15 protein-coding genes and 1 tRNA gene are annotated in these 25,427 nt (G+C 64.5%); 12 read left to right on the forward strand and 4 right to left on the reverse strand.

The window, feature by feature from the left end:
* Window positions 1–689 precede the first annotated feature (689 nt).
* Window positions 690–953 (reverse strand): 30S ribosomal protein S20, encoded by a 264-nt coding sequence (gene rpsT, locus AC1DKY_RS12135; protein WP_008213299.1) that lies wholly within the window; start codon window positions 951–953, stop codon window positions 690–692.
* A gap of 272 nt (window positions 954–1,225) precedes the next feature.
* Between rpsT and murJ the strand changes: the two genes are divergently transcribed.
* The 12 genes from murJ to AC1DKY_RS12195 all read left to right on the forward strand — a co-directional run bounded on the left by murJ (window position 1,226) and on the right by AC1DKY_RS12195 (window position 15,945).
* Window positions 1,226–2,833 (forward strand): murein biosynthesis integral membrane protein MurJ, encoded by a 1,608-nt coding sequence (gene murJ / locus AC1DKY_RS12140; RefSeq protein WP_441603581.1) that lies wholly within the window; start codon window positions 1,226–1,228, stop codon window positions 2,831–2,833.
* 46 nt (window positions 2,834–2,879) lie between these two features.
* Entirely contained in the window at window positions 2,880–3,833 is a 954-nt protein-coding gene (locus AC1DKY_RS12145; RefSeq protein ID WP_441603582.1) for a bifunctional riboflavin kinase/FAD synthetase, read from the forward strand.
* 117 nt (window positions 3,834–3,950) lie between these two features.
* Window positions 3,951–6,815, forward strand: coding sequence for an isoleucine--tRNA ligase (gene ileS, locus AC1DKY_RS12150; RefSeq protein ID WP_441603583.1), 2,865 nt, complete (start codon window positions 3,951–3,953; stop codon window positions 6,813–6,815).
* Between the two features lie 168 nt (window positions 6,816–6,983).
* Window positions 6,984–7,475 (forward strand): signal peptidase II, encoded by a 492-nt coding sequence (gene lspA / locus AC1DKY_RS12155; protein WP_441603584.1) that lies wholly within the window; start codon window positions 6,984–6,986, stop codon window positions 7,473–7,475.
* Window positions 7,476–7,548: 73 nt separating this feature from the next.
* A complete protein-coding gene (ispH, locus tag AC1DKY_RS12160; protein ID WP_441603585.1) occupies window positions 7,549–8,508 on the forward strand; it encodes a 4-hydroxy-3-methylbut-2-enyl diphosphate reductase in 960 nt (319 codons plus the stop codon).
* 52 nt (window positions 8,509–8,560) lie between these two features.
* A tRNA-Thr gene (locus AC1DKY_RS12165) sits at window positions 8,561–8,636 on the forward strand.
* A 322-nt stretch (window positions 8,637–8,958) separates the two neighbouring features.
* Window positions 8,959–9,531 carry a GspH/FimT family pseudopilin gene (locus AC1DKY_RS12170; protein ID WP_441603586.1) on the forward strand — a complete coding sequence of 191 codons (573 nt, stop codon included), beginning with the start codon at window positions 8,959–8,961 and terminating at the stop codon, window positions 9,529–9,531.
* The gene (gene pilV / locus AC1DKY_RS12175; RefSeq protein ID WP_441603587.1) at window positions 9,528–10,037 is read left to right on the forward strand and encodes a type IV pilus modification protein PilV; all 510 of its coding nucleotides are present in this window, start codon (window positions 9,528–9,530) and stop codon (window positions 10,035–10,037) included. Before AC1DKY_RS12170 ends, pilV begins: the two co-directional genes overlap by 4 nt.
* The gene (locus AC1DKY_RS12180) at window positions 10,034–11,041 is read left to right on the forward strand and encodes a PilW family protein (protein ID WP_441603588.1); all 1,008 of its coding nucleotides are present in this window, start codon (window positions 10,034–10,036) and stop codon (window positions 11,039–11,041) included. The genes pilV and AC1DKY_RS12180 overlap by 4 nt, the downstream gene beginning before the upstream one ends.
* Window position 11,042: 1 nt before the next feature.
* Window positions 11,043–11,672, forward strand: coding sequence for a pilus assembly PilX family protein (locus tag AC1DKY_RS12185; RefSeq protein WP_441611369.1), 630 nt, complete (start codon window positions 11,043–11,045; stop codon window positions 11,670–11,672).
* A gap of 57 nt (window positions 11,673–11,729) precedes the next feature.
* Window positions 11,730–15,467: a pilus assembly protein gene (locus AC1DKY_RS12190; protein ID WP_441603590.1), complete on the forward strand. Its 3,738-nt coding sequence runs from the start codon at window positions 11,730–11,732 to the stop codon at window positions 15,465–15,467.
* Window positions 15,468–15,501: 34 nt separating this feature from the next.
* Window positions 15,502–15,945, forward strand: coding sequence for a type IV pilin protein (locus AC1DKY_RS12195; RefSeq protein WP_441603591.1), 444 nt, complete (start codon window positions 15,502–15,504; stop codon window positions 15,943–15,945).
* A 42-nt stretch (window positions 15,946–15,987) separates the two neighbouring features.
* On the opposite strand, the gene recD is transcribed toward AC1DKY_RS12195, so the two are convergent.
* The 3 genes from recD to recC are packed head-to-tail and all read right to left on the reverse strand — an operon-like array spanning window position 15,988 to window position 25,110.
* Window positions 15,988–17,979: an exodeoxyribonuclease V subunit alpha gene (recD, locus tag AC1DKY_RS12200; protein WP_441603592.1), complete on the reverse strand. Its 1,992-nt coding sequence runs from the start codon at window positions 17,977–17,979 to the stop codon at window positions 15,988–15,990.
* A complete protein-coding gene (recB, locus tag AC1DKY_RS12205) occupies window positions 17,969–21,634 on the reverse strand; it encodes an exodeoxyribonuclease V subunit beta (RefSeq protein WP_441603593.1) in 3,666 nt (1,221 codons plus the stop codon). Before recB ends, recD begins: the two co-directional genes overlap by 11 nt.
* On the reverse strand, window positions 21,631–25,110 hold the full coding sequence (recC, locus tag AC1DKY_RS12210) for an exodeoxyribonuclease V subunit gamma (RefSeq protein ID WP_441603594.1): 3,480 nt from the start codon (window positions 25,108–25,110) through the stop codon (window positions 21,631–21,633). The genes recB and recC overlap by 4 nt, the downstream gene beginning before the upstream one ends.
* Window positions 25,111–25,427: the final 317 nt, after the last annotated feature.

Genomic DNA, 25,427 nt, shown 5'->3' on the forward strand with positions numbered 1-25,427 from the left:
GCGCACCCTGTGCGCGACAGCCACGCTGGGGTGTACCGCTCCGTAGGTTTGTCGCGCACAGGGTGCGCTCCCACAAAGAGCCGACCGGCAAGATTGATCCGCACCCACGAACCTGCGTCCCCCTTGTAGGAGCGCACTTGTGCGCGACCGCGGCGCTCGGATGTACCGCTCCGTCGGTTGGTCGCGCACAAGTGCGTTCGTACAAAAGACCTGCCCGACCCAGTAGCGCCTGGCGTTGTTCGGCTCTTGATGTGGCTCTTCGCCCTCGGGGTCCCCGTAACCCGCCCGCGCACCTGGAGGGCCGCAGGCCCGGAAGGCGCGTCATCCGGGGTGCCGTTTCTTTTGGTTACTTTTCTTTGGGCAAGCAAAGAAAAGTAACTCGGGCCGCGGCAGCGGCACGAAAGCCCGCGGCAGGCGAGCCAGATCGCGGGAACACGACAACCAAAACCGAGGCTCTGGATGACCAGCTGTTCGGCTGTTGAAGAGCGCTTCCTGCCTGCGCCGGTATGACGAGCAAGGACTGAGGCTCAGGATGCCCAGCTATTCGGCTGTTGAGGGGCAACCTCCGGCCCGTGCCAGGGCGCCAGGCAAAAGAAAACCGGCTAGTGCCGGCCACTTCCCCAGGCACACAAAAAAGCCGGCTTCCGCCGGCTTTCTCGCCAACCCAAGATTCAGGTAACGAAGCTGGCTTACGCCAGCTCGTGGATCTTTGCGTTGAGGCGGCTCTTATGGCGAGCAGCCTTGTTCTTGTGGATCAGGCCGCGGGCAGCGTAGCGGTCCATGACCGGCTGGGCAGCGGCAAAGGCTTCAACGGCGGCAGCCTTGTCCTTGGCCTCGATGGCCTTGACGACCTTCTTGAGGGCGGTGCGCACCATGGAACGGGCGCTGACATTGCGCAGGCGGCGCTGCTCGGACTGGCGCGCGCGCTTCTTCGCGGACTTGATGTTGGCCAAGGTAGAACTCCGAAATGAATTGCTGGGTTGGAAAAAGACGGCAAGTATGCGGCTAATGAGCCGCTGCGTCAACAGCTTAGCCGTTTGTCAAGGCGCTCCGCGGAGCGCCATGCCACCGCCATGGTGGCCAAGGGGAACGGTCGGCCTCGATTATGCCACGTCTGCGCTGTCATCTTTCCATTCCGGGCTGTCAAACTACGCGCCTTTCGCCACCGGGGCAGAGGGGCTCCGGTGCGCAGCGCGTCTCACCAGCATAGGTACGACCTCAAGGCATGAAGTCTCCCAGCATGTTCCGCGGGCTGCTGTCATTCAGCAGCATGACCATGATTTCACGCGTACTCGGGCTGGTCCGGGACATGTCGATCAATGCCACCTTCGGCGCCAATGCGGCCACCGATGCGTTCTGGGTGGCGTTCCGCATTCCCAACTTCATGCGCCGCCTGTTTGCCGAAGGCTCGTTCTCGACGGCCTTCGTGCCCGTCTTCACGGAAGTGAAGGAGAAGCGCAGCCATGAGGATTTGAAGCAGCTGATGTCCCGCGTGTCCGGCACGCTGGGTGGGGTGCTGCTGGTCATTACCGCGCTGGGGGTGATCTTCGCGCCCCAGGTCGCTGCGCTGTTTTCGCAGGGCGCGGCCGATACGCCGGAAAAATTCGCGTTGACGGCGCAACTGCTGCGCCTGACGTTTCCTTTCCTGCTATTCGTTTCGCTGACGGCACTGTGCGGCGGGGCGCTCAACAGTTTCCACAAGTTCGCCTTGCCGGCGCTCACCCCGGTGATCCTCAACCTCTGCATGATCGGCGGCGCGCTGTGGCTGTCGAAGTTCGTGCATCCGCCGATCATGGCGATGGGTTGGGCGATCATGGTCGCGGGCCTGCTGCAGCTGCTGTTCCAGCTGCCGTCGTTGCGCGGGCTGGATCTGCTGACGCTGCCGCGCTGGGGCTGGAGCCATCCGGATGTGCGCCGCATTCTTACGCTGATGGTGCCGACGCTGTTCGGCTCGTCGATTGCGCAGATCAATCTGTTGCTCGATACGGTGATTGCGGCGTATCTGATGACGGGTTCGCAAAGCTGGCTGTCGCAGGCCGACCGTTTCCTTGAATTGCCGCTGGGCCTGTTTGGCGTGGCGCTGGGCACGGTGATCCTGCCGTCGCTGTCGCGTCACCACGTGACCACCGACAAGGACGGTTTCTCCAAGGCGCTGGACTGGGGCTTGCGCATCACGCTGCTGATTGCCGTGCCGGCGATGTTTGCGCTGATGCTGCTGGCCAAGCCGCTGGTGGCGACCTTGTTCCAGCATGGCCAGTTCACGCCGTTCGATACGCGCATGGCGACGTTGTCGATCACGGCGCTCAGCTTTGGCTTGCCTGCGTTCGCGTTGGTGAAGGTCGCCCTGCCGGCCTTCTATTCGCGTCAGGACACCCGCACGCCGGTGCGCGCCGGTGTGGCCTCGCTGGTGGCGAACATGGTGCTCAATGTGATCTTCGTGGCGATGCTCTATGTGCTGTGGGCAACGCCGGCACAACGCCAGCTGCCGTGGCTGGATGGCATTGCCGCCGTGCCGGGGCTGCACATGGCGCTAGGCATGGCGAGCGCCCTGGCGAGCTATATCAACCTGGGCCTGTTGTGGCACTGGTTGCGCAAGGCTGGTGTGTATCAGCGTCAACCCGGCTGGGCGCGCCACCTGATGCGTCTGGTGCTGGCCTGCGTGGTCATGGTCGTTGTGCTGCTGGCCGGCATGTGGGTCTGGCCAGACTGGACCGATGCCGGCAAATGGACCCGTGTGTGGCACCTGGCCGTGCTGGTATCGGCGGGCGGCGGCGCCTATGTGGTGACTCTATTTGCCGCGGGCTTCCGCCTGCGCGAACTGCGTGGCGTCTGACCTTTTACAGGCCAAAACGCAGCCTGCCAGCCGCTATACTCGCCCGATGATGAGACTTTCCAGGGATGTCGCCGGCCCCAGTCTGGCGCCCGGCGGCAGCGTCGTAGCCGTCGGCGCGTTCGACGGCCTGCACCGCGGTCACCAGGCCCTGCTTGCGCAGGTGCATGAACGCGCCGCCAAGCTTGGGCTCACGGCTATCGTGGTGAGCTTCGAGCCGTTGCCGCGCGCTTTTTTCTCACCGGAGCCGGTGGCCAGGCTGTCCAGCGTTCGCGAAAAGCTGCGCGGCTTTGACGAAGCTGGCATGGGGCAGGTGCTCTTGTTGCGCTTCAATCGAGCCCTCACCTCTATGTCGGCGGAGGATTTCATTCGCCGCGTACTGGTGGATCGGCTGAACGCGCGCGAGGTGTGGGTAGGGGCGGATTTCCGCTTTGGCCATAAGCGCAGCGGCGACGTGGCGATGCTGGAGAGCGTGGGTCCCGAACTGGGTTTCACCGCCCGCACCATGCCCTCGGTGCTGCTGGATGGCGCGCGGGTGTCGGCCACGCGGGTCCGCATGCTGCTGGCGGCCGGCGAGTTTTCCGGCGCGGCGCCGCTGCTGGGCCGGCCGTTCGTGATCGAAGGCAAGGTGGAATACGGCAAGCAGTTGGGTCGCCAGTTGGGCTATCCCACCGCCAATATCCACCTGCGCGACCGCAGCAGCCCGGTACACGGCATTTTTGCGGTACGCGTGGGCCTGGGCGAGAGCGAGTGCAGCTGGCCCGGCGTGGCCAGCCTCGGCGTTCGTCCCACCGTGAACGAGGTGCCGGAGCCGCTGCTGGAAGTGCACTTGTTCGACTTCGAGGGCGATCTCTACGGCCAGCGCATGGCGGTGGAATTCGTCGCCAAGCTGCGCGATGAGCAGAAATTCGACAACCTGGACGAGTTGACCGTCCAGATGGCCAAAGACGCGCGCCAGGCCCGTGAGTTGCTGGGCATGAATCCGCGTCTCAGCGAGGCGTAACTGCCTCAAATCCGGTAACGTTGGCGCTTTCGCCGTGATGGTTGAAGCGCCGGCCCCAGGGCCATGGCGCTGCCGAGGCGACACCCGACAACCCGACGATCAGAGCATCCCCAGGCAATGACCCAGGATTACAAGAACACCATCAACCTGCCGCAGACGGAATTCCCGATGCGCGGCGACCTCCCCAAGCGCGAGCCCAAGTGGCTGGCCGATTGGCAGCAGGTGGGCCGCTACGAGCAGATTCAGGAGCGCGCCGCCGGCCGCGACAAGGTGTTTGTACTGCATGACGGCCCGCCGTACGCGAACGGTGCGATCCACCTAGGTCACGCGGTGAACAAGGTGCTCAAGGACGTGGTGGTGAAGTCGCGCCTGCTGGCCGGTTTCCGCGCGCCCTACGTGCCGGGCTGGGATTGCCATGGTCTGCCGATCGAAGTGGCGATCGAAAAGAAATTCGGTCGCGTGGGCGACAAGCTCGACGCCGCTGCGTTCCGCCAGAAGTGCCGCGAGTACGCGCAGCAGCAGATTGATCTGCAGCGCACCGACTTCAAGCGCCTGGGCGTGCTGGGCGATTGGGAACACCCGTATCGCACGATGGACTTCAAGTACGAAGCGGACATGGTGCGTGCGCTGGCCAAGATCGTGGGCAACGGTCACGTCGTGCGCGGCGCCAAGCCGGTGTACTGGTGCTTCGATTGCGGTTCGGCGCTCGCCGAAGCGGAAATCGAATACGCCGACAAAGTCTCGCCGGCCGTTGACGTCGCTTATGACGCGGTCGACCCGAAAGCGCTGGCACAGAAGTTCGGTGTCGATGCGGGCGACGCCATCGTCGCCATTCCGATCTGGACCACCACGCCATGGACGCTGCCGGAAAGCCTGGCAGTGTCGCTGGGTGGCGAACTCGAGTACGCGCTGATCGAAGGTCCGGCGCGCGAGGGCCAGCGCGTGCTGCTGGTGATCGCCAGCGCTCTGGTCGAAAAGGCCGCGCATCGTTACGGCATCGACGAGCCGAAGGTGCTCGGCCATGTGGCAGGGCAGACGCTGGAAGGCGTGCTGCTCAAGCATCCGTTCTATGCACGCGAAGTGCCGGTGTTGATTGGCGACCACGTGTCCGCCGAAGACGGTACCGGCGCCGTGCACACCTCGCCCGACCATGGCGTGGAAGACTTCGTCGTCTCGCGCAAGTACGGCATCGAAACGCTGAACTACACCGAGGCGCGCGGTACGTATCGTGCCGATACGCCGGCCGCGCTCGATGGCACCGTCATCGCGGGCAAGCATCTGTGGAAGGCCAACGACGAAATCGTCGAGCTGCTGCGTCGTCGCGGCGTGCTGCTGGCGTTCGCCAAGATCGAACACAGCTATCCGCATTGCTGGCGCCACAAGTCGCCGGTGATCTTCCGCACCACGCCACAGTGGTTCATCAGCATGGAGAAGGAAGGCCTGCGCAAGACCGCGCTCGATGCGATCAAGCAGGTGCGCTGGGTGCCGGGCTGGGGCGAAGAGCGCATCGCCGGCATGGTGGGCGATCGTCCCGACTGGTGCATCTCGCGTCAGCGCACCTGGGGCGTGCCGATCGCGCTGTTCATCAACAAGAGCACGCAGGAACCGCATCCCGATTCCGTCGCGTTGCTGGAACAAGTGGCCAAGCGCATCGAGCAGGGCGGTATCGACGCGTGGTACGCGCTCGATGCGGCCGAGCTGCTCGGCGATCAGGCGAAGGACTATGAAAAAGTCCTCGACGTGCTCGACGTGTGGTTCGATTCCGGCGCCAGCCACTTCACCGTGGTGGGACAGCGTCCCGAACTGCAGCAGGGCAATGCGAGCAGCTACAAGGTGATGTACCTGGAAGGTTCGGATCAGCATCGCGGCTGGTTCCAGTCCTCCTTGCTCACCTCGTCGGCGATGTTCGCCAAGGCGCCGTACAACGACGTGCTCACCCATGGTTTCACCGTGGATGCGCAGGGTCGCAAGATGTCCAAGTCGATGGGCAACGGCATCGAGCCGCAGGACATCATGAAGAACCTGGGCGCGGACATCCTGCGCCTGTGGATCTGCTCGACCGATTACCGCAACGAGATGTCCTTGTCGGACGAAATCTTGAAGCGCGTATCGGATACGTATCGCCGCATCCGCAACACCGCGCGCTTCCTGCTCGGCAACCTCGACGGTTTCGATCCGGCCAAGCATCTGGTGCCGGTGGAAGAAAGCACGCTGCTCGACCAGTGGGTGGTGCAGCAGGCGTACGACGTGCAGCAGGCGGTGACGGCGGCATACGACCGCTACGATTTCCCGGAGATCGTCCAGCGCGTGCAGAACTTCTGCACCAACGAGCTGGGTGCGCTGTATCTGGATATCACCAAGGATCGGCTGTACACGATGCCGACCGAAAGCCATGGCCGCCGCAGCGCGCAGAGCGCGATGTACCGCATCGCCGAAGCGCTGGTGCGCTGGCTGGCGCCGGTGCTGACGTTCACGGCCGAAGAAATCTGGCAGCACATGCCGGGCAAGCGCAGCGAGAGCGTGCTGTTCGAAACCTGGTATGACGGTCTGGCAGCCACGCAGGGTTCGCCGGAGCAGCGTCGCTACTGGTCGGATCTGCTGGCGATCCGCGATACCGCGTCGCGCGTGCTCGAAGGCATGCGCAAGGCCGAGCAGATTGGCGCATCGCTGGAAGCGAAGGTGGCGATCCATGCCGATGCTGCCGTGGTTGCGCGCTATCAGCCGGCGGCGTCGGAACTGCGCTTCTTCTTTATCAGCTCGGATGTGCGCCTGGATCTGGCCGGTGGTCAGCCGGCGGACGCGGTGCTGACCGAGCTGGAAGGTGCGGACGTATGGGTGTCGGCAACGGTGAGCGACGCGGCCAAGTGCGTGCGTTGCTGGCAGCGTCGCGATGATGTCGGCACGCATGCGGCGCATCCGGAACTGTGCGATCGCTGCATCAGCAATGTGGAAGGGCCGGGCGAGAATCGTCGCTGGTTCTGATTTTTCTTCCTCTCCCCTCCGGGGAGAGGATTGAGGTGAGGGGYGGGTGCTCGCGGGATGGTTAAAAAATGCCGTGTCGCTCGCTTCAACGCTCTCGCAAGATTGGCCCCTCACCCCAACCCTCTCCCCGCAGGGGAGAGGGAGTATCTGCGCAAGATATGGCTACTCATGAAACCCAAACCCAACGCCCTTTCCTGGCTCGCGCTCTCCCTCGTCGTCATCGTGCTCGATCAACTGAGCAAGTGGTGGGCGCTTGCGGCGTTGCAGCCGGCCGGCACACCCCACCCGGTAATTCCCGGTTTCCTCAACTGGACGCTAGCCTTCAACAGGGGCGCGGCTTTCAGCTTTCTCGCCAACAACGACGGCTGGCAGCGCTGGTTCTTCGTGCTGCTTGCGGTTGTAATCAGCGGCGTATTGGTCGTTTGGCTATCGCGCACGCCGCGCGGCGACTGGAAGACGGCGATGCCGCTGGGCCTGATCGTGGGTGGCGCCTTGGGCAACCTGATCGATCGCCTGCACGCCTCGCAGGTGACGGACTTCATCCACGTGTATTTCCGCGAGTGGAATTATCCGGTGTTCAATCTCGCCGACTGTGGGATCACCGTGGGCGCCGTGATGCTAGTGGTTTTTGGCTTATTTCAGGGCAAGGCTAAGGCCTGACCCCGCCCTCACGTACGGTGGTACCGGCCGTGCGATAATGCCTACCAGTCAGTCTGCCAGGTCCGGAGCTTCCGTGGACATCCTGCTCGCCAATCCCCGTGGTTTTTGCGCTGGTGTGGATCGCGCCATTGCCATCGTCGAACGCGCGCTCGAATCCTATGGCGCCCCTATTTATGTGCGCCACGAAGTGGTGCACAACCGCTACGTGGTCGACAAGCTGCGCGCCGATGGCGCCGTGTTCGTCGAAGAACTGCACGAAGTGCCGGATGGCGCCACGGTGATCTTCAGCGCGCATGGCGTGTCCAAGGCTGTGCGCGAAGAAGCCGACCAGCGTGGCCTCAAGGTGTTCGACGCCACCTGTCCGCTGGTCACCAAGGTGCATATGGAAGTGGCGCGCCTGGGTCGTATCGGCCGCAGCGTCGTGCTGATCGGCCACGGTGGTCACCCCGAAGTCGAAGGCACCATGGGCCAGTGGAACCCTGCCAACACCGGCGAGATCCTGCTGGTGGAATCCGTGGAATGCGTGGCCACGCTGGAACCGAAGTTTCCGCACGAGTTGTCGTACGTGACCCAGACCACGCTGTCGGTGGACGACACCAAGGCGATCATCGAAGCGCTGCGCGCGAAATTCAGCGACATCGAAGGCCCGCGCAAGGACGACATCTGCTACGCCACTCAGAATCGTCAGGATGCCGTGCGCCGCCTGGCCGCCTCGGTGGATCTGATGCTGGTGGTGGGCTCGGTCAACAGCTCCAATTCCAACCGCCTGCGCGAACTGGCGGAGAAAGAGGGCGTGCGTTCCTTTCTTATCGACGGGGCGGAGCACATCGAGCGCAGCTGGCTCGACGGCGTCACCCACATCGGCCTCACCGCCGGCGCATCGGCGCCGGACAAGCTCGTGCGCGACGTGATCGCGCGCCTGCAATCGTGGGGCGCCGGCACGGTGCGCGAACTCGACGGCGAGCCGGAGACGATCACCTTCGCGCTCCCTAAGGAACTGCGTCTGGTCGGCGGCGTTTCCGCGAGTCTTTGAGCGCCGACATCTTGCGCGGTTCGGCTGCGCTCCGTAGAATTGGCGGTTCCTCGCCGGAATAGCTCAGTTGGTAGAGCGGCGCATTCGTAATGCGTAGGTCGTAGGTTCGATTCCTATTTCCGGCACCAGCATCAAGAAAAAGGGCCTGCGCAAGCGGGCCCTTTTTTTTGTTTCCCGCGAACGCCAACAGCAGCGCTCCGGTTCGGGCGCCATCTCGCTTGCGTAATAAATTGCGAGCCAGCGGCTTGCCTCGCTGATGCGACCATAACTGCTAGAACAGTTATATCTATATGATTCTATAAGGCTTGGACGAAAAAATGCGGCTCCGATCACAGGGCCCAAGCCTTCGTCTACCGCTCATCGGCAAGTTCTTACCGTCCATCACGAAAGAATTTACGAAATGTTTTGTAGGCCCTAGGCTGAATCTCAAGTAGTCAGAAGGGGCTGACCATGTGTGTAAGAGCGATAGGGGGCGCCGGCAGCGGTGCCGGGCGTGCTCAAACCGGCTTCACGCTGGTCGAGTTGATGGTGACGCTCACGGTGATCGTGGTGTTGACCGCCATCGCCGTGCCGAGCTTTCGCAGCCTCACACTTTCCAATCGCCTGACCGCTTCGGCCAACGAGATCGTGGGCACCATCCAGGTAGCGCGGATGGAAGCGATCAAGCGCAACGCGCGCACACAGCTGTGCAGCAACTCCACCACCAGCAACGCTGCCGACGCCTTGGGCCAGGCCTGTGGAACAGCGCTGGGCGCTGTGGTGGCCACGACGGCGTCGGGTCCCGTGGTGGTGCGTGAGAGTCAGCTCGATCTGACCGGCTCGGTAATCGTGGCGGGCAACATGACGGCGCTGCGCTTCAACGCACAGGGCATCGCGCACGCCACCAGCAGTTCCGCCCCCTATGCAGGCCAGGTCATCGATATCTGTACACCGGCGCTGCGTGCCGAGAATCATCGGGTGATTCGAATGGTGGCCGGCTCGGTCGTGCAGACCGACACGACAACGACAGAGTGCTCCTCATGACGACGCATTGTTTTCGCATTCGCCGGCCTTGCCGTCGCGCCCATGAACCTGGCGCCGCGAGCGCGCAGCGTGGCGTTGGTCTCATCGAGGTCCTGGTGGCGGTGTTGCTGCTGTCCATTGCGTTCCTCGGCGTCGCGGCATTGCAGGCCAAGTCGCTGTCCACCAACAACAGCGCGATGGCGCGCAGCATGGCGACGATGGCCAGCTATTCCATCCTGGATGCGATGCGGGCTGACTACGACTTGGCTCGTTCGGGCGGCTACAACACCTCGTCGCCGATGAAGGCCAGTGCTTGCCCTGCTGCCGATACGACGGTCAAGAACACGCAGTTGAACGACTGGTGCGTGCAGCTGGGCCAGACGCTCGGCGCGAGCGACACCACGACGGGCAGCATCGCCTGCACCGGCACGCGGGGTGACTGCACGATCACCATCACCTTCGACGACAGCCGCGCCGGGAAGGGTGGGGCTAGCAACCAGACCGTCGTGACGAGGGGCATGCTATGACGCCGCGACTGCTCCGTTCTGCGATGTATCGTCGTCACGCCGTGCGCGGCTTCACGCTCATCGAGCTGATGGTGGCCATGCTGCTGGGCCTGGTCGTGATGGCTGGTGTCGGTAGCGTGTTTCTTTCCAACCAGCGTGTGTATCGCACCAATCGCGCGCTCAGCGATGTGCAAGACAACTCGCGTGCAGCGTTCGAGCTGCTGGCGCGGGACATCCGCAATGCAGGCCTGACCGCTTGCAGCAATAGTGGTCGCGTTGCCAACGTGCTCAATATCGGGCCGGTCAACGGCGGCACGACCTGGTGGGGCAACTGGTCCAATGCCGTGCGTGGATTCGAAGGCAACGACACCGATGTCGCCGCAGGCACCGGCGATGGCGATCGCATTGCAGGACAGGCCTCGCTGCAATTGCTCGGTGGCGAAGATGCGAGCTATAGCGTCGCGTCGCACGATCCCAGCACGGCGACGTTTGCATTGAACGAAGCCAGCACGGATCTGGCGGCAGGCGATGTATTCATCGTGTGCGACTACGACCATGCGGCCATCTTCCAGTCCAACAGCTATAGCGCCACGGCCAAGACCATCGGCCACGCAACCACCGGCGGCAATTGCTCGACCGGCCTGGGCTTTCCGACGTCTTGTGGCTCGGCCAACTTCTACACGTTTGGCGCCAACGCTTATGTCACGCGCCTGAATGTCTCGGACTGGTACGTCGGCAAGAACCCGGCCGGCACCCGGTCGCTGTATCGATTGGGCCGCGCAGGCGGCACGCCGACACGCCAGGAAATGGTGCGTGGCGTGTCCGATATGCAGCTCAGCTATCACCAGAGCGATCTGGCGGGTACGCCGTTCGTCAAGGCCAATAACGTCACCAACTGGGGCAACGTGAATGCGGTTCGCGCCACGCTGACCATGCAGAGCGCCGACGATCGCGCGAGTACGAGCAATACCTCGCTGGTACGCAGCTTCACCGTGACCACCACTGTGCGCAACCGGGTGCTGTGAGATGAGTGCCATGATTCCTCAAGCGGTATTTCCCCAGAGCATCAACTCGAACCGGCGCATGCGCGTGATGCGGGCATCGCCCAGGCACGAGCGAGGTGTCGTGCTGGTGGTGGCCTTGCTGCTGCTGGTGGTCGTGACCCTGGTCGGCTTTGCCGCCGTGCGCGGCACCATCATGCAGCAGAAGATGGCCGCCAATCATTACGACCGGCAGATCGCGTTCCAGAGCGCGGAGGCCGCGCTGCGTGCCGCGAAACTGCGAATCACCGGCAATCCCGGCGACATCGCGCGCAACTGCCGTACCGGTTCGAGCGCATGCCTGTCCAATCCGTTCAACGATCCGAATTTGCCGTCCGGCAGCATCCATGATGTTGCCGAGGGTACGGCGGATGGCCAGTTCACCAAGGCATCCGTGGCGGCCAGCCAGCCGCAGTACGTGATCGAAAACATGGGCAACTGGGCTGATCCGACTTCCGATACCGGTTTCGATCAGAGCGCCAATTCCTACAACTACGGCAACTCCGGCGGTTCGACCACGGCCGTCTACTACCGCATCACGGCGCGCAGCGGCGATCCGGCGGCGGTGGGCGATCGCGCGGTCGTGGTTTTGCAGGCCATCGTCAAGCAACGCTGAGTTTCATCGACGCGGCGCCGGTGGATCGTGCGCCGTTCACCTTCAGGGCGGATCGATATGAAAAATCATTCCAGCTTGCGCGCCCGCGCAGGCCGCTTCACGGGCAGGCTGCTGTCGGTCGGCCTCACGGTGCTGGCGCTTGGTGTGCTCTCCACGCCGAGCATGGCGGCGGTGACGGTGGACCAGCAGCCGTTGATCATCCAGAAATCGCTGCCGCCCAACATCGTGCTGATGTTCGACGATTCCGGCTCCATGGCCTGGGATTTCATGCCCGATGCGAAGTTCCTGCCCGGTGCAACGACCAACAACGGCGTCACGCTGGTGGATCTCGATGCACTGCGCTATTCGGGCAACAACGGCACCTACTACAACCCGGGCGTGACCTATACGCCGCCGGTGAAGGCCGATGGCACGAAGTACACCGCGCCCACTGGCATCGATAGCGCCTTCGTCGATGGCTTTCGCAGCGCCACCACCACGGATGTGACGCAGTACGCGTCCGATAGCTTCTGCGATTACAACAACGTCAGTTCGCGCAACTGTACGAGCGGAAACAGCACGTCTTACCACTACTTCAAGTACTACTCGGTCATCACGACGACATCGAACAACACCAGCACTTACGCGGCCACCCCCACGTGCAGCGGTAGCGATACGCTGGTGAAGGACGGCAGCGCCAATAACGGCCTGTGCAAGCGAACCAGTGGTGGCAACACGACCTATCGAAACCCCTCCACCACCGGTTGCACGAGTCCCGACACCTATCTGCCGGCCAGCCTGCTGTGCCAGAAAATCACCCAGGTCACCACCAATACCAATCTGTTTACCTATACCGTGCCGGGAAGCAACGGAACCTATACGCGCAAATACATCGGCAAGACCGGCGCCTGCACGGCCGCGAGCCTTACCTCGGCGACCTGCGACGACAGTACGACGGCGCAGCAGAACGTGGCCAACTGGTTCTCGTATTTCCGCACGCGCATCCTGATGGCCAAGAGCGGCCTGATGAACTCGTTCTCCGGGCTGGATACCACTTTCCGCGTGGGCTTTGGCTCGATCGACGGCAACAACGACTCCAAGTTGCCCACGGGCCAGACCAGCAAGAACAACTTCAATATCGCCAACGTGAAGCCCTTCGTCGATCAGAAGACTGCGTTCTGGACGTGGCTTGAGGGTGAGACCGCCAACAACGGCACGCCGTTGCGTTCGGCGCTTGATGCGGTGGGTCAGTACTACAAGACCGATCAGCCCTGGGGCTCGATGAGCAGCGACCCGGACTATGGCACCGCCAGTGGCAACACCGAACTGGCCTGCCGCCAGTCCTACACCATCCTCACCACCGACGGTTTCTGGAACGGCGCCGCGGCATCCGCCACCATCGGTGATGCCGACAGCACCGCGAAGACCAACTCGGGCGGCAACAGCCAGTCGTACACGTTCACTGCCGCCAAGCCGTACAAGGATGGCGTGTCCAACACGCTGGCCGACGTGGCGATGTACTACTGGGTCAACGATCTGCGCACGAATACGTCCAACGAAGTGCCGGTGAACAACGAGGATCCGGCCTTCTGGCAGCACATGACCACCTTCACGCTGGGCCTTGGCTTTACGCCCACTGGCATCACGCCGGCGGGAACGACCGTGGACCAGATCTTTACCTGGGCGCGCGGTGGTACCGCCATCAATGGTTTTGCGTGGCCGGCGACCAGCTCCGACAGCATCAACAATATTGCCGACCTGGCGCACGCGGCGGTGAATGGTCACGGTGGCTTCTATTCCGCGACCAGCCCCGAAGCATTCACCAGCGGCCTGAAGGATGCGCTCAAGCGCGCAACGGAGCGTGTCGGTACGGGTGCCAGCCTGGCCGCCAACTCCACGCAGTTGAAGACGGGCACGGTTGCCTACCAGGCCAACTACTACACGGCGAAGTGGAAAGGCGATCTCAAGGCGCTGTCGATCAATGCCAACTCCGGCGCAATCGCGACCAATCCCGATTGGACGGCAGCGGCAGCGTTGCCGGCCTATGCCGATCGCAAGGTGTACAGCTACAACGCATCCGCTGTATCGCCCAATACGCCGGTGTTCCAGTTCAATGCGGCCAACGTCGGCATGTTGTCCGGCACCCAGCAGGCCGCGTTGGGCGCGACCAGCGCCGCGCAACAAATCCTGATCAATTACCTGTTGGGCGATACCTCGCAGGAGCAGCGCAATGGTGGAACGTTGCGCAACCGCGACACGCCCCTGGGTGACATCGTCAACTCCCAGCCGGTGTACGTGGGTGCGCCCAACGCCAACCAGTTTGTTGGCAAGAGCTTTACCGGCTCCAGCACGTTTGCCAGTTATGCGGCGGGCAAGGCCAGCCAGGCCGGTCGCATCCTTGTAGCGGCCAACGACGGCATGCTGCACGCCTTCAATGGCAGCACCGGCGCCGAGGTGTATGCGTATCTGCCGTCGGCGGTGATCACCAGCAACCTCAAGCAGATTGCGGACCCCGGCTACGGCGGCACCGACGTCGCCCACCAGTACTTCAACGATGGTGAGTTGACGGTGGCCGACGTTTACTACGGCAGCCCCGGTGCGTGGCATACCGTGGCGGTGGGAACTACCGGTCGCGGTCTGGCCAAGGCGGTGTATGCGCTCGATGTGACCGATCCGGACGTCTTCAAATTGCTGTGGGAGCGCTCCGCGTCCGACGGCCTCACAAACAGCAGCTATATCGGCCAGATGAACGGCAAGCCGGTCGTCGCGCAGACCGCCAATGGCTCGTGGTCGGTGTTGATCGGCAATGGCTACAACAGCAGCAATGGCGCGGCGGCGTTGTTGCAGTTCGGCATCACCGATGGTGCGCTGACGGTGCACACCACCAGCGATCCGGCTACCGGCAACGGCCTGGCGGCGCCGGGCGTATGGATCGGCAATGCCGCCAACGGCATCAGCACGGTGGCTTATGCGGGCGATGCCAAGGGGCAGGTGTGGAAATTTGGCCTCAACGACGGCACCGCGGCCACGCCCAGCAGCATTGGTACGTTGGTATTCACGGCCACCGACGCGGGTGGCACCGCGCAGCCCATCACGGCGGGCATGTTGATGGGGCGTGATCCGGCCACGAGCAATCTGTGGCTGTTCTTCGGCACGGGCAAATACCTCGCGTCGGGGGATCTCAACAGCACGGCCACCCAGACGTGGTACGGCCTGATCGTGCAGGCCAGCACCGACACCGTCGTAACCAACCTGGTGTCCCAAGGTCGAACGGCACTCGTGCAGCGCCAGATCCTGGCCGAGTCGGCCGGTGATCCTGCCGCCACGCCGCCGGTGTCGCCGGGACGTGCCATCACGGCCAAGCCGAGCACCAGCGATATGGGCGACAAGTCCGGCTGGTACATGGACCTGACTTCGCCCAGCAACGGCGCCGAGGGCGAGCGCATCGTGACGCCCAATCAGTTCCAGGGCAGCCTGTTGCTGGGTACGACGCGTATCCCGCAGGCGACCGACGCGTGCAACCCCTCGGGTCGCGGCTGGATCATGGCGCTCGACCCGTTCAGTGGTGCCGCGGCCAGCACCAGTTTCTTCGATCTCAATGGCAACGGTGCGATCAACGACGCCGACGGGGTCAGGTCGGGCAACAACACGCTCACCAACAGCGGCATCGGTTTCAACTCGCTGCCGAACAACCCGATCTTCGTGGGCGGCGTGATGCTGGTCAGCTTCGACAACGGCTCGAACGGCAGCGTCTATACCGCCGGTTCGCAGGGAGATTTCAGTCGCGTGTCATGGCGCGAACTGGTCAACCCCTGAGCGACATTCCATGCGAATGAGGAGAGCACGCCCCATGTTTGATCAACAGCATTCCAGCGCCAGCGTTCGTCACCATCATTTTGAACGGGGCTTCACCCTGATCGAAATGATGGTGGTGGTGGCGATCATCGCCATACTCTCCGCCATCGCCTGGCCGTCGTATCTGAAGCACATGGCCAAGACCAACCGCGTCGCCGCGCAAGGCTGCTTGTCCGAGTACGCCAATTACATGGAGCGCTACTACACCAGCAATCTGCGTTACGACCAGACGCCCGCCGGTGTCGCCAACGCCGACCCGCATCTGGACTGCCAATCGCAGATCGCCCGCAATTACACCCTCGCGCCGGCCAGCACATCGACGTCGTTCACCATCACGGCGACGCCTACCACGGTGCAGCTCAATCGCGATGCGGTATGCGGCACGCTGACGCTCAACCATCGCGGCGCTCGCACGCCTGGCGTGGCAGGCTGCTGGTAAACGGATTGGGATTGAACAAGGCCGCCGCAGGGCGGCCTTGCTTCATGTGGCGGACGGTTCGGCGCCCGACCAGCGCAGGTGCAAGCCGGAATGGCGGTGCACCGGTTGCTCCACCGCCTGGCGAACGATGGCAGCGGGTGCGAGCAGGCTGAACCGGCGGCGTGCACGCGTGATGCCGGTATAGAGCAGTTCGCGCGTCAGCACGGCGCTGGCTTCGGCCGGCAGTACCAAGGCCGCATGCTCGAACTCCGACCCCTGCGACTTGTGCACCGTCATGGCATAGACGGTTTCCCGTTCGCCCAGACGCGACGGCAGTACAAAGCGAAAGCGGGTACTGCCGTCGTCCGCCGCGCCTGCCACTTCGAAGGCAACGCGCAGATGCAGTACGCCATGTTCATCGGGAACACGCAGGGCAATGCCCACGTCGCCATTCATCAGGCCAAGGCTGTAGTCGTTGCGTGTCACCAGTACGGGTCGGCCCTCGTACCACTCGTGGCTGCTGTCGATCAGCTGCTGCTGATGCAGCAACTGGACAATCTGGCGATTGAGCCCCTCGGTGCCAAACGGTCCATGGCGTAGCGCGCACAACAGCTGAAAGCTGCCGAAGGCGCGCAGCACGCCACGGGCCCATGCATCGTAAGCGGCTGGGTCGGCAATAGGCGACGGCCGTTCGCGATGCATCCACTGGAGGTAGTGGCGATAGCCTTGTGGTTGTCGATCATTCCGCTGCGCCAGGAACTGCGCCTCACCACCATTGAGCACCAGCTCGGCGAGCGAGCGTGCATCGGCTGCCGCATCGATCCATGCGATATCCGTGTGCTGTCCGGCAAGCAGCGTATGCACGCGCGCGGCATGGCCTTCGTTGACTTGTTGGGAGAGGCTGCCGATACCACTGTCAGCACCGAAGCGATGGCTATGGCGAAGCATGGCGACATGCTGGTCGAGCGCGCGTGCGTCGTCGCGCACCCAGGCTTCGATGCCGTCGCCGGTGGTCTCACGCAGCCATTGCGCCGTGGCTGCGCTGTAGTGGCCAAGGTCCGCGCGTCGGCACAGATCGCCAAGGACTGCGCCGGCCTCCACCGATGAAAGCTGGTCCTTGTCGCCTAGCAGCACGAGGCGCGCCTCGTCGGGCAGGGCGGCGAGTACAGCGGACATCATCTCCAGGTCGATCATCGACGCTTCGTCGATCACCAACACGTCCAGGTGGAGCGGATGACTGCGGTCGTGACGGAAGCGTCGCGTATCCGGGCGCGCGCCAAGCAGTCGATGGAGCGTATCCACCTGGCTGGGAATGCTGGCGCGAACGTCGCTGTCGACATCCAGCTGAGCGATCTGCGTGCTGATGGATGACTGCAATCGCGCGGCGGCCTTGCCGGTGGGAGCGGCCAGACGGATGCGCAGCGAGCGGCCAGTGTCCTTGCGATGCAGCGTCTGCAGCAGGCCCAGCAGACGCACGACGGTAGTGGTCTTGCCCGTGCCAGGGCCACCGGTGATCACGGTAAAGGCGCCACGCGCGGCGAGTGCACAGGCGACGCGTTGCCAGTCCGGCGTGTCGGTGGCGGCGGTGGGGAACAGGCGCGCGAGCTGGCTGGCCAGCAAGGGTGGCGTGTCATGCACGCGGGCGAGCCGCTGGCCGATCGCCTCGGCGACGCGCTGTTCGTGATTCCAGTAGCGACGCAGGTAGACGCGGCTGCCATCGAGCACCAGGGGTGAGGCAGACGGTGCGGCATCGTCCGATGAAGCGATCAGGGCGGAGATCCCCAGCGGGGGCGATGCCGATGCAAGCTCAGCCAGCACCGCACGCCATGCATCAGGCCAGCCGCCGTCATCGGCGAGCGACGCCCACGCCGACAGATCCAGACACAGATGGCCATCGGCCTGTTGCCGGCTCACCAGAGCGCCGAGCAGTGGCAGGGCCGCGGGCGCCTGCGGATCTTGCGCAGCGAGAAAACTCGCGAAGGCTACATCCAGTGGGCGCAGCCATCCTCGCTCGATGGCCAGCTCCATGGCGGGCAGGGACGCGTCATGCGGCATGGGCGTGCTCCCCGCTGGCGAACAAGCGATCCAGTGCATCGATCAAGGCCTTCGGCAATCGCTCTACGTGGACGCCGTGCCCGGCGCCATCCACGCCGCGAAGATAGAGATAGGCCACGCCGCCCATATGGCGCTCGTAGTCGTAGCCAGGCAGCCGCGCGCGCAGTTGTCGATGCAGGGCCAATGTGTACAAGGCGTACTGCAGGTCGTAGCGCTCGCGCAGGATCGAATCGCGCATGGCTTCAGCGGTGTACGCGCTGGCGTCGCTACCGAGCTTGTTGGACTTGTAGTCGATCACGTAGTAACGACCCTGCTGCTCCACCACCAGGTCGATAAACCCCTTGAGCAGGCCGTTGATGCGATCGGCCAGCAGGCTCAGGCGAGGGCGGGCGTCCAGCGTGTGGGCCGTGACCAGACGATCCAGCGCGAGCGTGTCGACGTGCGTCGCCTCGAACCAGAATTCCAGTTCGGCATAGTGGCTGGTCATCTGCGATAGCGAAGCGTGGCTGCCGTCGGGCAGCGCCAGGGGCGTGCGCAGCAGCCCGGCCATCCATGTCGTGAGCATGGGGATATGCGCCTGCCAGCCGCGACGTTGGCAGCGTCGTGCGATTTCCTTTTCCAGGGCCGGGAGATCGTCGGCTGCTTCGGCAAAGCCTTCATCAGCCGCCCATTCCAGCAGGTCGTGCAGGAACGTGCCGGCTTCGGCGCCGGCATGGAATGCATGGATGCCTTGCGCCGCGAGGGAAGGCGTTGCCGGGAGCTCGAGCAGTTCGGCGCTGGCTTCGATCAGCGTGTCCTGCGATGCGGTCTCGGGTACGGGCACGCGCGTCTCTTCGCTTTCGGCGTACTTCAAGCCGCTATAACTGGCCACGCGCCAGCGCTCGACCGGGGCGCCCTCATAGATGCGCGCTTCCCACAGCGGCAGGACGTCGTCCTGCGTGGCGGGCAGCGGGTGCGTGCCAGCGGTGCCGAGCACGCGTATCTCCACGTCGCCTTCCGTGCCCTGCAATGCCTGCAGGCGCGCCATCAGATCGGCGGGTTCGATCTTTGCGCCACCAGCCAGCACATAGCCGAACGCGGCTTGGTGCAAGGTCGAGGCCTTGCTGTTGCCCGGACGCGTACAGGCCACGCCCATCCAGCAGGCGTACTGCGCGCGGGTGAGGGCGACATAGAGCAACCGCAGGTCTTCCTGCAGACGCTCGCGATCGGCCAGCTTGAGTGCATCGTCGCTGGCGCGCAGGTCCATGCGCCGTTCGCCGGCGTCGTCGTGCCAGGTGAAACTGTCGTCGGCCTTCAGCTCGCGCGCGGAACAAATGAAAGGCAGCAAGACCAGGGGATATTCCAGGCCCTTGGATTTGTGGATGGTCACCACCTTGATCAGCGCAGCCTCGCTTTCGAGGCGCACGATTTGTTCGTCGGCGGTCTCCGACTGCGGATCGCTCGCAGTCGCCATCTGTGCCGCGAGATAGCGAATCAGCGCATGCTCGCCATCCAGCGTCGCTGCGGCATGCTGCAGCAGTTCGGCCAAGTGCAGCAGGTTGGTCAGCGCGCGTTCGCCGTCGGGACGCGCGAGGAGGCGCGCTGGCAAGTCGAAGGCATGCAGCAGGTCATGCAGCATCGCCAGTACGCCGTGGCGTTGCCAGGTTGCGTGCAATTGGCGGAAACGATCGCCGCAGGCTTCCCAGTGCTGCTCGTCCAGGTTGAGGCGATCGAGCTCTTCGTCGCTCTGGCCCAGCGTCGGCGTGGCCAGCGCGGCGCGCATGGCGCGATCGGAGCCTGGTTCCGCGCAGGCACGCAGCCAGCGCAGCAGATCGGCGGCCTCGGGTGAGGCATAGACCGAGTCGCGGTCGGATAAATACACGCTCTTGAGCCCACGCCGCTGCATCTCTTGGCGCACCTTGGCCGCTTCGGAGCCGCGGCGCACCAGGATGGCGATGTCGCCCGGTTGCAGCGGACGGAAGCCGCCATCGGCATTGCGAAAACCGCAGCGGCCTTCCTGTGCAGCGGCGAGCAAATCCACCAGATAACTCGCGGCGTGGCGGGCCATCACATCGGTATAGGCCGATCCGCTGAGGGTGTCGTCGCCTGGCTGCAGCGCCAGCTGCATGGGCGGCAAGGGTTGGTTGTCGAGCGTCAGGCTATCGCTGCGCCCGCGCGCACCCACCGCAAGAAACGGCAACGCATCGCGGCCGCGGCCGAAGGCGAACGCGCCGTCTTCGTGACCGTCGGCGAACGCGAACACTCGGTTCACCGCATGCACCAGCGGTTCGGTAGAGCGGTAATTGGTGCCCAGCGTCCACATCGGCTGCCGGGCGCTGCCGCGCGCACGCAGGTAGGTGTGGATGTCCGCGCCACGGAAACCGTAGATGGCCTGTTTGGGATCACCAATTAGCAGCAGCCCGGTGGTCTCGCGGCGTGCATACACGCGATGGAAGATGCGCCACTGCAGTGGATCGGTGTCCTGGAACTCGTCGATCAAGGCCATCGGATACTGCGTGGCGATGGTGTCCGCCAGGCGTTTGCCGGTATGGCCGTGCAGTGCGCTGTCGAGTCGCTTGAGCATGTCGTCGAAGCCCAGCTGCGCGCGGCGCTGTTTGGTTTCCTCCAGCTTGGCCGCGACCCAGCGCGTGGCGTGCGCCAGCACCGGGGCGCGCCATGGCGCCACCAATCCCAGCGTTTCCACGCACGCTTCGATGGCATCGAAGGCGGCGTGGCGCAGCGCGTCGGCGTTCTTGTTCTTCGCCGCGACAAGCGCGGACTGCGTGTAGCGTGGCAGAGTGGCCGAGGCATCCGCGCCGCCGCTCGCCCAGGACCGCAGCAGGGCAAGCTCGTCGATCACCTTGTCGCGGCGCATCTTGTTGCCATTCAGTGCGCCGGCATCGAGTGCGCGCACGAACATCGCTTCGATGTCATCCGCGGCAGCCAGCCAGCATTCGCGTGCACGCGACTCGGCGACGACCACGTCGCCTGCATGCTTGCGGAACGCGTCGAGCACATGCGCGGGATCGGGCAAGGGTTTGCCATCGAGGCGCAAGCTATCAGGCGGCTGGCGCAGCAGCGGACGCAGGTCGGTCTGCAGATCGGCAGGCGCTTTCCACCAGCGCGACACCAGCGCGGCGCCGGCACGATCCAGTGGAAAGAAATGGCAGCGCCAGTAGTCGCGCACGATGTCGGCGAGCAAGGCGCTTTCGTCGGTGTCCGTGTCCTGCTCGAAGGCATGGCCGCTATCGAAGGCATGCTGTCCCAGCATGCGCTGGCACCACGCGTGGATGGTATGGATGGCCGATTCGTCCATCCATTGCGCCGCCAGGTCGAGCTGGCGGGCGGCGCGGGCGCGCTCATCGCCATCGGCATAAACGGCCATCAGGTCGCGCAGGAAGTCGTCGGGTTCGCGGCGCCCGCGAAACGCCTCGGCCGCTTCGCCCAGGCGTTCGCGTATACGCTCGCGCAGCTCGGCGGTGGCCGCCTTGGTGAAGGTCAGCACGAGGATCTGCGCCGGCAGCAACGTCTTGCCTTCGGGCGTGCCATGGCCCAACACCAGCCGCAGATAGAGCGCGGCGATGGTCCAGGTCTTGCCGGTGCCGGCGCTGGCTTCGATCAGCTGGATGCCGTGCAGGGGCAATTGCAATGGTTGGAGTGGCGCGGTCGTGGTCATGCGTCCGCGCCGTTGGTGATGGCCGCGATCATCGGCTGGTAGAGAGCGAGCCAGTGGTGGAAGCCACCGGCCTCCAGCGCGTCGTAGCGTGGCCATGCGCGCGCGAGATAGGGGTCTTCCTGCACTTCGCCAACGCCGCCAAATCCGCTGCCTTCATAGGCAAGCTGGGCCAACTTGCGCGCCTTTTCGGGATCGCTGCCGTTCTGCAGCCAGGCAAACGCCGTCTTGCGCGCCACCGGCAACGGCATGCGCATGCCTTCGCGCAGACACGAGAGCAGGGCGTTGAGGCACATCACGGCATCGTCGGCAGCGAGCGGCCGCATCAACAGCGTGGCGTCCACGCCGATGATGCGAGTGTTCAGGCGCAAGCCAAGCGCGTGCGCCACCACATGGATCACCCAGGCGGAAATGGTCTTGTCGTAGCGGATGTCGCCTTTCTGCAGCAATTTGCCGGTCACCAGCTCCAGTCGCGTGTAGCCGCCATGCCCGCCTTGCCGCAGATCCGACAGCCAGTCTTCGAGTCGCACGCCATGCGCCTCGTGCAGTACCTCGATCTTTTCGTCCACCAGCGGCCATTGTTCGCAGGCAGCCAGCCAGCGCGACGCGAGATCGCCGCTTTCGCGCGTGAGCGCATCGCGCGCCAACTCGCCGAAGCCGCCCGGCGGCAGGTCGCCCTGATCCACCAGTTGCCTGGTGGCGACGTCGACGGCGGCGCGCACGTCGGAAGCCGCCATGGCACTGCGCAGTACGCTGGTCATCGCAACATGGCGTTCCAGCGCATCCAGGCCGAACGGCTCATCGTCCATCGTTTCTTCGTCGCGCACGGCGAAGTGCACTTTCAGGCGGTGATTGAAGAAGTGGCGAACGGGGCGCGCCACGAAACTCTGCAACAAGCCGATGCTGATGGCGGCATCCGGCTGCCATGGCGCGAGCGTCGCGTTGATCGCGTCGTCGTGGCCACGATGGGCCTGACGCCATTCGCGCGCATAGGTGAACAGGCGCGCATCCGCGTCGGCACTGAAATAACGACGGCTGAAGGGCTGCAGCGGATGAACCGTGGTCATGGCTTCGAGCAGGCGCTCGCTAGCGTGATCATCGCTGGCGTCATCGCCGTCGCCACACCAACCGGCGGCCACGTAGTCGCGCAGCTGGCCGACCAGGACGGATGGCGGCAGCACGCTGTTGTCGCGCACGTTGCGCCCCACCCAGCTGACGTAAAGCGCGTCGCGCGCGGAGGCCAGCGCCTCGAGGAACAGATAGCGATCGTCTTCGCGCCGCGAACGATCGCCCGGACGCGCATGGCCGGGTTGGGCCATCAGATCGAAATCGGCGGGCGCCTGGCGTCGGGGATAGTCGCCATCGTTCATGCCGAGCAGGCACACCACGCGGAACGGGATCGCGCGCATCGGCATCAGCGTGCAGAAGCTCACCGCGCCGCCCATGAAACGTTGCGAGAGGCGGCTTTCGTCCATCGATGCCAGCCAATGCTCGCGCACGATGTTCAGTGGCAGCGGAAGGCTGAATTGTGCGTCCTCGCAGGCCTGTCGCCATTCGTCCAGCGCATCGTTCAAGCGCGTGAGCCGGTCGCTGTCGGACGGATCGTCCGCATCGAAAAAATCGATCAGCAACTGCTGCAGGCGCTGGTGCCACTGGCCCGGCGTCGCCGGTTCGCGCATGCGTGCCCAGCAGCGTTCGAGCTGATCGAGCAGGAGCGTGAGCGGGCCGATCAGCGCGGCATCGAGGCCGCCCACTTCGCCATACGGCGCAATGCCGTGCCATGTATCGCCTTCGCCGACGGCGTAACCGAGCAGCATGCGGCGCAGGCCGAAGCGCCAGGTGTTCTGCTCCACGCCGGGCAGTTCGAGACTCTGCTTTTGTTCGCGGTCCAGTCCCCAGCGTATGCCTGCGCCTTCGATCCAGCGGCGCAACGTGGGGAGTCCGTTGTCGTCGATGTCGAAGCGTGCGCGCAGTGCGGGGACGTCGAGCAGGTCGAGCAAATCGCTGACGGCAAAACGCGATTCGGGTAGCGACAGCAAATGTTCCAGCGCCACCATCAACGGCACGGCGCCACGCGACGGCTGGTCGGCAACGGAGAACGGCAGATAGCGCGCATCGTCGGCCGGCAGGCGGCCGAACACGGCCTGCACATGCGGCGCATAGGTCTGGATATCCGGCACCATCACGATCACGTCGCGCGGTGACAGTGGCTCGCCGCGTCGCGCTGCGTCTTCGAACATCGCCAGCAGCTGGTCGTGCAGGATCTCCACTTCGCGCTGCGGGTTATGCGCGATGTGGAAGCGCAGCGACATGTCGTCGTGCCGCCATGGCTTGCGTTGCGCTGCATCGGCCGGCAGCGGCTCGAGATCCAGAATCGCTTGCTGCATCTGGCGCAACAGCGTGCTGCCGTCGGTATCGGCGAACAGGTCGATGCTGCGGTTCCACGCGGCGAACTGGTTGCGATAGCCCTCGGGGCGATCGAACGCGTCCAGCAGGCGGATGTAATCGCGCCCTTGCCGGCCCCACGCCGCCAGCAACGGGTTGGCGTGCAGGTGAAGATCTTCGAAGCGCGGTTCATCCGGCAGGCCGGGCTTGAGGCCGTGGCGACGCTGGCTGGCCTTGAGCAGCTCGCGATCCTCGATGATGTCGGCCCAGTAGTGCCGGCAGGGATTGGCCACCAGCAGCATGACCTGGCAGTGGCGCGACAGCGCGGTGAGCGCTTCCAGCGTCTGCTGCGGCAGCGAGGAGATGCCGAACACCACGATGCGTCGCGGCAGCGTGGCGGGGCGGGTCGTCATGCCGGCGATGCGTTCGATAAAGGCCTGATGCACGGCGGCGCGATGGTTGTGGCGCTCATCGCCGACGTCATCGAGCAGCAGCTGCCACAGCCGCGCCTGCCAGCGCTGATCGGCGGGCAGCGGCGTGTGCTTGCCGCGCAGCTCGTCGCGCAGTTCGTAGCGGCCGTGCTCCCAGTCGGTGAGCCAGTCCGCGCGATACACCTGGTACTGATCGAACAGGTCGGCCACGCGCTCGGCCAGCTGGTAGCGCTTGCGTTCGTCCGGGTCGTCGCGGAGAAAATCGCGCAGCGGCGCGAAGTCGGCTTCGTGCAGGTGCGCGGGCAGCAGGCGCAGCAGGCGCCAGCTCAGCCGTGATTTGTCGAACGGCGAGGTGGTGGCGACCGCGTCGCGCCCCAGCACGCTGCGATAGGCGGCCCACAGGAAGCGGCCGGGCAGTTGCACGTCGATGGCGGCGCTGATGCCCAGCCCGCCAGCATCGGCCGGCCGCGCCAGCGCCCACTTGAGCCACTGCGCGATGCCGTTGCTCTGCACCAGCATCAGCTCGTCTTCCAGTGGGCGCAGCGGCGCGCGCGCCAGCCACGCGGTCAGCAGGTCGCGCAGATCCTCCATGCGGTTGCCATGGATGACCATCAGGCCCGGCTGGATCGGGCTCTCCAGGGGCAGCTCGAGGGTGTGGCTCACATCAGGCAATGGGGCGACTCGCTCATGGATGCATTCTCGCCGAGGCGGCGACGGATGTCCCGCATGATCGGGCCGGGCTGTCGCAGATGGCGAGAGGTGGTGGGGCCCGCGCAGGCCTGCTTGCGTCGGCGCGCGGGGTGACGATCAAGCTTGGCGGCCGCACCAGCTGTGGTGCTGGTGGCACTCCCAGTGCGTGCTTCGTCACGCGGGGCAGATGCCAGACGACATGACATCTGAAATGCGATTGGACGCAAGAAAGCGCAGGACGGCGATCGCCACAATGCGCGCGCCTCGTCGTGATGGTGCGCGGATGTGTG

It is taken from the genome of Dyella sp. 01N448 (genome assembly GCF_056399225.1).